Annotated in this window: 5 protein-coding genes; 4 read left to right on the top strand and 1 reads right to left on the bottom strand. The window is 71.6% G+C overall.

Features of this window, described 5'->3' with window-relative positions; genetic code table 11:
- Positions 1–142: 142 nt before the first annotated feature.
- Entirely contained in the window at positions 143–2,557 is a 2,415-nt protein-coding gene (lon, locus tag ACFWU9_RS36135) for an endopeptidase La (protein WP_384325337.1), read from the bottom strand.
- Between the two features lie 445 nt (positions 2,558–3,002).
- On the opposite strand from lon, the gene ACFWU9_RS36130 reads away from it, so the two are divergent.
- The 4 genes from ACFWU9_RS36130 to ACFWU9_RS36115 all read left to right on the top strand — a co-directional run.
- Positions 3,003–3,761 (top strand): spermidine synthase, encoded by a 759-nt coding sequence (locus tag ACFWU9_RS36130; RefSeq protein ID WP_384325339.1) that lies wholly within the window; start codon positions 3,003–3,005, stop codon positions 3,759–3,761.
- 109 nt (positions 3,762–3,870) lie between these two features.
- Positions 3,871–4,608 carry a response regulator transcription factor gene (locus ACFWU9_RS36125; protein ID WP_023538700.1) on the top strand — a complete coding sequence of 246 codons (738 nt, stop codon included), beginning with the start codon at positions 3,871–3,873 and terminating at the stop codon, positions 4,606–4,608.
- Between the two features lie 275 nt (positions 4,609–4,883).
- Complete coding sequence (locus tag ACFWU9_RS36120; protein ID WP_078079478.1) at positions 4,884–5,906, top strand: ATP-binding protein; 1,023 nt, start codon at positions 4,884–4,886, stop codon at positions 5,904–5,906.
- A gap of 314 nt (positions 5,907–6,220) precedes the next feature.
- Positions 6,221–6,593 (top strand): hypothetical protein (locus ACFWU9_RS36115; RefSeq protein WP_384325335.1); only part of this gene is annotated, 373 nt, incomplete at its 3' end.

Genomic DNA, 6,593 nt, shown 5'->3' with positions numbered 1-6,593 from the left:
CCCGCCCCAGGCCCGGCACCCCCCCCCGCCCCCCCCGCCCCCCCCGGGTGTGGAGGGCCCGCCCCTCTCTTACGCGGGGGGCCCCCCCCGCACCGCGCCCGGGGGGCCCACCCCTTATCTCCGTCGCTTCCGGCCTACGCCGTTACGCGGCGACCGGGATCTCCGTCGCGTCGGCCGTCGCCGACGAGAGCGCGAGCTCCAGAACCTGGCGGACATCCGTCACCGGGTGGACCTCCAGCTTCTCCAGGATCTCGGCCGGGACGTCGTCCAGGTCCGCCTCGTTCCGCTTCGGGATCACCACGGTCGTGATGCCCGCGCGGTGCGCGGCCAGCAGCTTCTGCTTCACACCGCCGATGGGCAGGACCCGTCCGGTCAGCGAGACCTCACCGGTCATCGCGACATCCGTACGGACCTGGCGTCCGCTCAGCAGCGAGGCGAGTGCCGTCGTCATCGTGACGCCCGCGCTCGGGCCGTCCTTCGGCACCGCTCCCGCCGGGAAGTGGATGTGCACGCCCCGGTCCTTGAGGTCCGCGACGGGCAGCTCCAGCTCCGCGCCGTGCGAGCGCAGGAAGGAGAGCGCGATCTGCGCCGACTCCTTCATGACGTCGCCCAGCTGTCCGGTCAGGGTGAGCCCCGAACCGCCCGTCTCCGGGTCGGCCAGCGACGCCTCCACGAAGAGGACGTCCCCGCCCGCGCCCGTGACGGCCAGGCCCGTCGCCACGCCCGGTACCGCCGTGCGGCGCTCGGCCGGGTCCTGGGCGGACTCGGGCACATGGTGCGGCCGGCCGATCAGGCCGCGCAGATCGCCGTCTCCCACGGACAACGGCAGTTCACGCTCGCCCAGCTCGTGCTGTGCGGCGACCTTGCGCAGGAGTCTGGCGATGGAGCGTTCGAGGTTGCGTACGCCCGCCTCGCGGGTGTACTCGCCCGCCAGCTTGCGCAGCGCCTCGTCCTCCAGCGTGACCTCGCCGGTCTCCAGACCGGCCCGCTCCAGCTGCCGGGGCAGCAGGTGGTCGCGTGCGATGACGACCTTCTCGTCCTCGGTGTAGCCGTCGAGACGGACCAGTTCCATCCGGTCGAGCAGTGCCTCGGGGATGGACTCCAGGACGTTCGCGGTGGCGAGGAAGACCACGTCGGAGAGGTCGAGCTCGACCTCCAGGTAGTGGTCGCGGAAGGTGTGGTTCTGCGCCGGGTCGAGCACTTCGAGCAGGGCGGCGGCCGGGTCGCCCCGGTAGTCGGAGCCGACCTTGTCGATCTCGTCGAGCAGGACGACCGGGTTCATCGAACCGGCCTCCTTGATGGCCCGGACGATACGGCCCGGCAGGGCACCCACGTACGTACGCCGGTGGCCGCGGATCTCCGCCTCGTCCCGGACTCCGCCGAGCGCGACGCGGACGAAGGAACGTCCCATGGCGTGCGCGACGGATTCGCCGAGCGAGGTCTTGCCGACGCCGGGCGGACCGACGAGGGCGAGGACGGCGCCGCCTCGGCGGCCTCCGACGACACCCAGGCCGCGGTCGCTGCGGCGCTTGCGGACGGCCAGATACTCGGTGATCCGCTCCTTCACGTCGTCCAGGCCCGCGTGCTCGGCGTCGAGGACGCGCTGGGCGCCCTGGATGTCGTACGCGTCCTCCGACCGCTCGTTCCACGGCAGTTCGAGGACGGTGTCCAGCCAGGTGCGGATCCAGGAGCCCTCGGGGCTCTGGTCGGACGACCGCTCCAGCTTGTCGACCTCCTTGAGAGCGGCCTCACGGACGTTCTCCGGCAGGTCGGCCGCCTCGACACGGGTCCGGTAGTCGTCGGACTCGTCCGCCGCGTCGCCGTTGAGCTCGGACAGCTCCTTGCGTACGGCGTCGAGCTGGCGCCGCAGCAGGAACTCGCGCTGCTGCTTGTCGACGCCCTCCTGGACGTCCTTGGCGATGGACTCGGCCACGTCCTGCTCGGCGAAGTGCTCACGGAGCTGGTCGGTCGCCATCTTCAGACGGGCCACCGGATCGGCGGTCTCCAGCAGCTCGACCTTCTGGGCGGTGCTGAGGAACGGCGAGTAACCGGCGTTGTCGGCGAGCTGCGAGACGTCGTCGATCTGCTGGACACGGTCCACGACCTGCCAGGCGCCGCGCTTCTTCAGCCAGTCGGTGGCGAGAGCCTTGTATTCCTTGATCAGTTCGGTGACGGAACCGGGCAGCGGGTCGGGCACCGTCTCGTCGACGTGCAGTCCCTCGACCCACAGGGCCCGGCCGGGTCCGGTTGTACCGGCGCCGATCCTGACGCGGCCCCTGCCGCGGATCAGTGCGCCGGGGTCGCCGTCGGAGAGCCTGCCGACCTGCTCGACGGTCCCGAGGACGCCGGTCCCCGCGTAAGCCCCGTCGAGGCGCGGCACGAGCAGCACCTTCGGCTTTCCCCCGTCGGAGTCGTCGCGGGCCGCCGCCTGGGCGGCTTCCACGGCGGCACGTACTTCGGTGTCGGACAGGTCCAGAGGCACCACCATCCCGGGCAGCACGACCTCGTCGTCGAGCGGCAGCACGGGCAGGGTGAGCGGTGTGGACGTGGCAGCCATGGTCTCCCCTTTGGCAGTCAAAAAGTTGAGCTATGCAGACTCAATGCTTGTGAGCCCCCCGTTGTTCCCCGATACCCAGGGAGGGTGTTCGCTCTGAGCGATCCCGGCGCCGGGCCCTCTCCGGACAGAAGCCCCCGAAACCCCTTTTAAGGGAACAGCACCCTGCGGCGTAATGTTCCAGTGGCGGGTTCGGCCATTACATCGGCGTGGGCCCCGGGCTGGGCTCTCCCATGCGCAAGGAAGCTCCGCGAAACCGTCACCGGACCGACGCCCGTCGCCCGGCGCCCGTCGCCCGGCCGGCCTCGCCGTGTCCGCGCAGGACTGTCCGAGCCCGCCACGGGCACACGCCCGACGAACCGGTTTGTCGTCGCCCCGCGCGGCCCGCGAGGATGGCAGCGGCCCCGGTCAGCCGCAGAACTGAGGAGACGTTCCCGTGCCCGACCCCATGTCCGATCCGTCCCACGACCGCCCCGTGACCCTCGACCGGCGCGACGGCCCGTACGGCGAGATCGTCCTGCGGCGGCGGCCGGGCGGCGCCGACCGGGTCGCCGACGGCGGTGACAGCGGCGACATCCACGAGATCATCGCCAACGGCACCTTCCTGATGGACACCTCCGACGGCCGCTCCGAACGCCTGCTGATCGACGCCGCGCAGGCCGCCCTCACCCCCGACCGCCGCGAAGGCCTGCCGTCCCTCCTCATCGGCGGCCTCGGCGTCGGCTTCTCGCTCGCGCACGCCGCCGCCGACGAGCGCTGGGGCCGGATCGTGGTGGTCGAGCGCGAGCAGGCGGTCATCGACTGGCACCACGGGGGACCGCTCGCCCGGATCTCCGGCGCCGCGCTCGGCGACCCGCGCACTGTGATCCTCCACACCGACCTGGTCGACCACCTCCTTACGGAGACGGAGGCCGCGGAGCAGGAGGGGGAGCCCCTCGACCGGTACGACGCGCTCTGTCTCGACATCGACAACGGACCCGGCTGGACCGTCACGGACGAGAACGCGAGCCTCTACACACCCGGCGGACTGGCCGCCTGTCTGGCCCGGCTCAACCCGGGCGGTGTCCTCGCCGTCTGGTCCGCACAGCCCTCCCTCGTCTTCGAGGACGCCCTGCGGAATGCCGGTTTCACCGGGGTTCGGACGGAAGAGATCCAAGTTGCCCGGGGAGTGCCTGACGTGGTCCACCTCGGCGTTCGCCCTGCGTAGCCGGGAGCCCTCCGGTGCCTCTACGCTGCTCCCCACACACGGGATCCACATCCTCACGGGGTAGGTGGATCGAGGAACACGGATCGTGGAACGTACCAGGGGCGGGGCGATGGAGCAGACACACACCAGCCAGAACGGGGTCGCGGCCACTCCCGGCGCGCAGCGCCGGGTGCTCGTGGTCGAGGACGACGCGACGATCGTGGACGCCATCGCGGCCCGGCTCCGTGCCGAGGGCTTCGTCGTCCAGACGGCCGTCGACGGCCCTGCCGCCGTCGACGCCGCCGAGGCCTGGCAGCCGGATCTGATGGTGCTCGACGTGATGCTGCCCGGCTTCGACGGTCTGGAGGTCTGCCGCCGCGTCCAGGCGCAGCGTCCGGTGCCGGTGCTGATGCTGACGGCGCGTGACGACGAGACCGACATGCTCGTGGGGCTCGGTGTCGGCGCCGACGACTACATGACGAAGCCGTTCTCGATGCGGGAGCTGGCGGCCCGGGTGCATGTGCTGCTGCGAAGGGTGGAACGCGCGGCGCTGGCCGCCGTGACCCCGCGCAGCGGCATCCTGCGGCTCGGCGAGCTGGAGATCGACCACGCGCAGCGCCGGGTGCGGGTGCGCGGCGAGGACGTGCATCTGACGCCCACCGAGTTCGACCTGCTGGTCTGCCTGGCGAACACGCCGCGCGCCGTGCTCTCTCGTGAGCAGCTGCTGGCCGAGGTCTGGGACTGGGCGGACGCCTCGGGCACCCGTACGGTCGACAGCCACATCAAGGCGCTGCGCCGCAAGATCGGCGCCGAGCGGATCCGCACGGTGCACGGTGTGGGGTACGCCCTGGAGACCCCGGCGCCATGACCCGGTCGCCGGGCGGCAGAGGCGAACAGGACGAGGGTCCCGGCCGTACGGGCCGCTCGTCCCGCGTCCCGCGCCCCGGGCGCACGCCCCGCCCGTCCCGTACAGGCGCGTCCCGGCCGGCCAGGGCGGGGGCCCGGAGCGGCGCACCGCGCCACGACCCGTCCGGGCACGGTCCCGCGCGCAAGGGCCCTGCCCGGATCCGAGCCGGCCACGGGGCGCTGGGCGGGCCCGACGACGGCGGTCTGCGGCCGTTCTCGATCAAGACGAAGCTCGGGATGCTCGTCGTGGTCTCCGTGCTCATCACCACGGGCCTGCTGATGGTGGCGCTGCGCACCGAGACGGAGCTGCGCTTCATCACGGTCTTCTCGATGATCGCGACGCTGCTGATCACACAGTTCGTGGCGCACGGGCTGACCGCCCCGCTGGACGAGATGAACACCGTCGCGAAGGGCATCTCGCACGGTGACTACACCCGGCGGGTCAGCGGCGCCGACCGCCGCGACGAGCTGGGCGACCTGGCCTCCACGATCAACCGGATGGCGGACGACCTGGAGGCCGTGGACCGGCACCGCAAGGAGCTGGTCGCCAACGTCTCGCACGAGCTGCGCACCCCGATCGCCGCCCTGCGCGCCGTCCTGGAGAACGTGGTGGACGGGGTGTCCGCCGCCGACCCGGAGACGATGCGTACGGCGCTGAAGCAGACCGAGCGCCTGGGCAGGCTGGTCGAGACGCTGCTCGATCTCTCCCGGCTCGACAACGGTGTGCTGCCGCTGAAGGCCCGGCGCTTCGAGGTGTGGCCCTATCTGTCCGGGGTCCTGAAGGAGGCCAATCTCGCGGCCTCGCAGCGCGGTCTGAGCTCGGGCTCGGGCAATCACACCCGTACGGACGTGCATCTGCATCTGGATGTGTCCCCGCCGGAGCTGACGGCGCACGCGGACGCGGAGCGGCTGCACCAGGTGGTGGCCAATCTCATCGACAACGCGGTCAAGCACAGCCCGCCCCACGGCCGGGTGACGGTGCGGGCGCGGCGCGGGCACGGGCCGGAGTCGCTGGATCTGGAGATCCAGGACGAGGGGCCCGGTATTCCGGAGCCGGAGCGGCACCGCGTCTTCGAGCGCTTCAACCGCGGCAGCGCCCCGTCGCCGCACGGGCCGGGCAGCGACGGCGGTACGGGACTGGGGCTGGCGATCGCGAGCTGGGCCGTGGATCTGCACGGCGGACGCATCGGGGTGGCCGAATCCGTACGGGGGTGCCTCATCCAGGTGACACTTCCGGGAATACCTCGGGCGCGGGGTTGACGTAAAGTTCAAGCCGGAGACACCGGAAGCACCCGTTCCCCCGGGCGTTCGGCCGGGCGCCGCCGAAGCGGTGCCCGTTCAGGGGCCCGTAAAGGCGTGTCGGCTCTCCGGTGTGTCCACAGTGCCGAGGACAACTACAAGGACAGCCCCAAGGAAACCTGGCTAGTTTCCCGCCAATTCCTGTGCCGAAACCCGCCTTCCGGTGTGACTTGCATGACGTTGCCCCCGCCCGGTCTGCTCCTCTCGGTCCGGTAGGCGTAGCCTTGATTCCCGCTGTCCATCACCTTGTGAAGCGGAAGAGGGCGGTTGCCGCCGTGTCGTCTCAGTCCCCCAGTAACTCAAGCGTCTCGACCGACCAAACGGGGCAGGACAAGAATCCTGCCGCCGCCTTCGGGCCCAACGAATGGCTCGTCGACGAGATCTACCAGCAGTACCTCCAGGACCCGAATTCGGTCGACCGTGCCTGGTGGGACTTCTTCGCCGACTACAAGCCGGGCAACACCGGTGCGGCGGACAAATCCCCGGAGCCTGCCGCGACATCCACCGCAGCCGCGGGGGCTGCGGTGAGCGCCGCACCGGCAGCGCCCCCCGCCACCACCACGACGGCCCCGGCCGCGCCGGCGAAGCCCGTGGCGGCGGCTCCCGCGCAGGCCCACGCCCCCAAGGCCGAGACCCAGGCGCCGGCGG

Source organism: Streptomyces sp. NPDC058653, from assembly GCF_042716895.1.
GTDB lineage: Bacteria > Actinomycetota > Actinomycetes > Streptomycetales > Streptomycetaceae > Streptomyces.
Note: the sequence above shows the minus strand (reverse complement) of the source record. Positions and strands in the feature narration are given on the sequence as shown.

Bases quoted from the DNA above. Each gene is read 5' to 3' on its own strand.
- lon (WP_384325337.1), bottom strand. From the start codon at position 2,557: ATGGCTGCCACGTCCACACCGCTCACCCTGCCCGTGCTGCCGCTCGAC.
- ACFWU9_RS36130 (WP_384325339.1), top strand. From the start codon at position 3,003: ATGTCCGATCCGTCCCACGACCGCCCCGTGACCCTCGACCGGCGCGAC.
- ACFWU9_RS36125 (WP_023538700.1), top strand. From the start codon at position 3,871: ATGGAGCAGACACACACCAGCCAGAACGGGGTCGCGGCCACTCCCGGC.
- ACFWU9_RS36120 (WP_078079478.1), top strand. From the start codon at position 4,884: ATGCTCGTCGTGGTCTCCGTGCTCATCACCACGGGCCTGCTGATGGTG.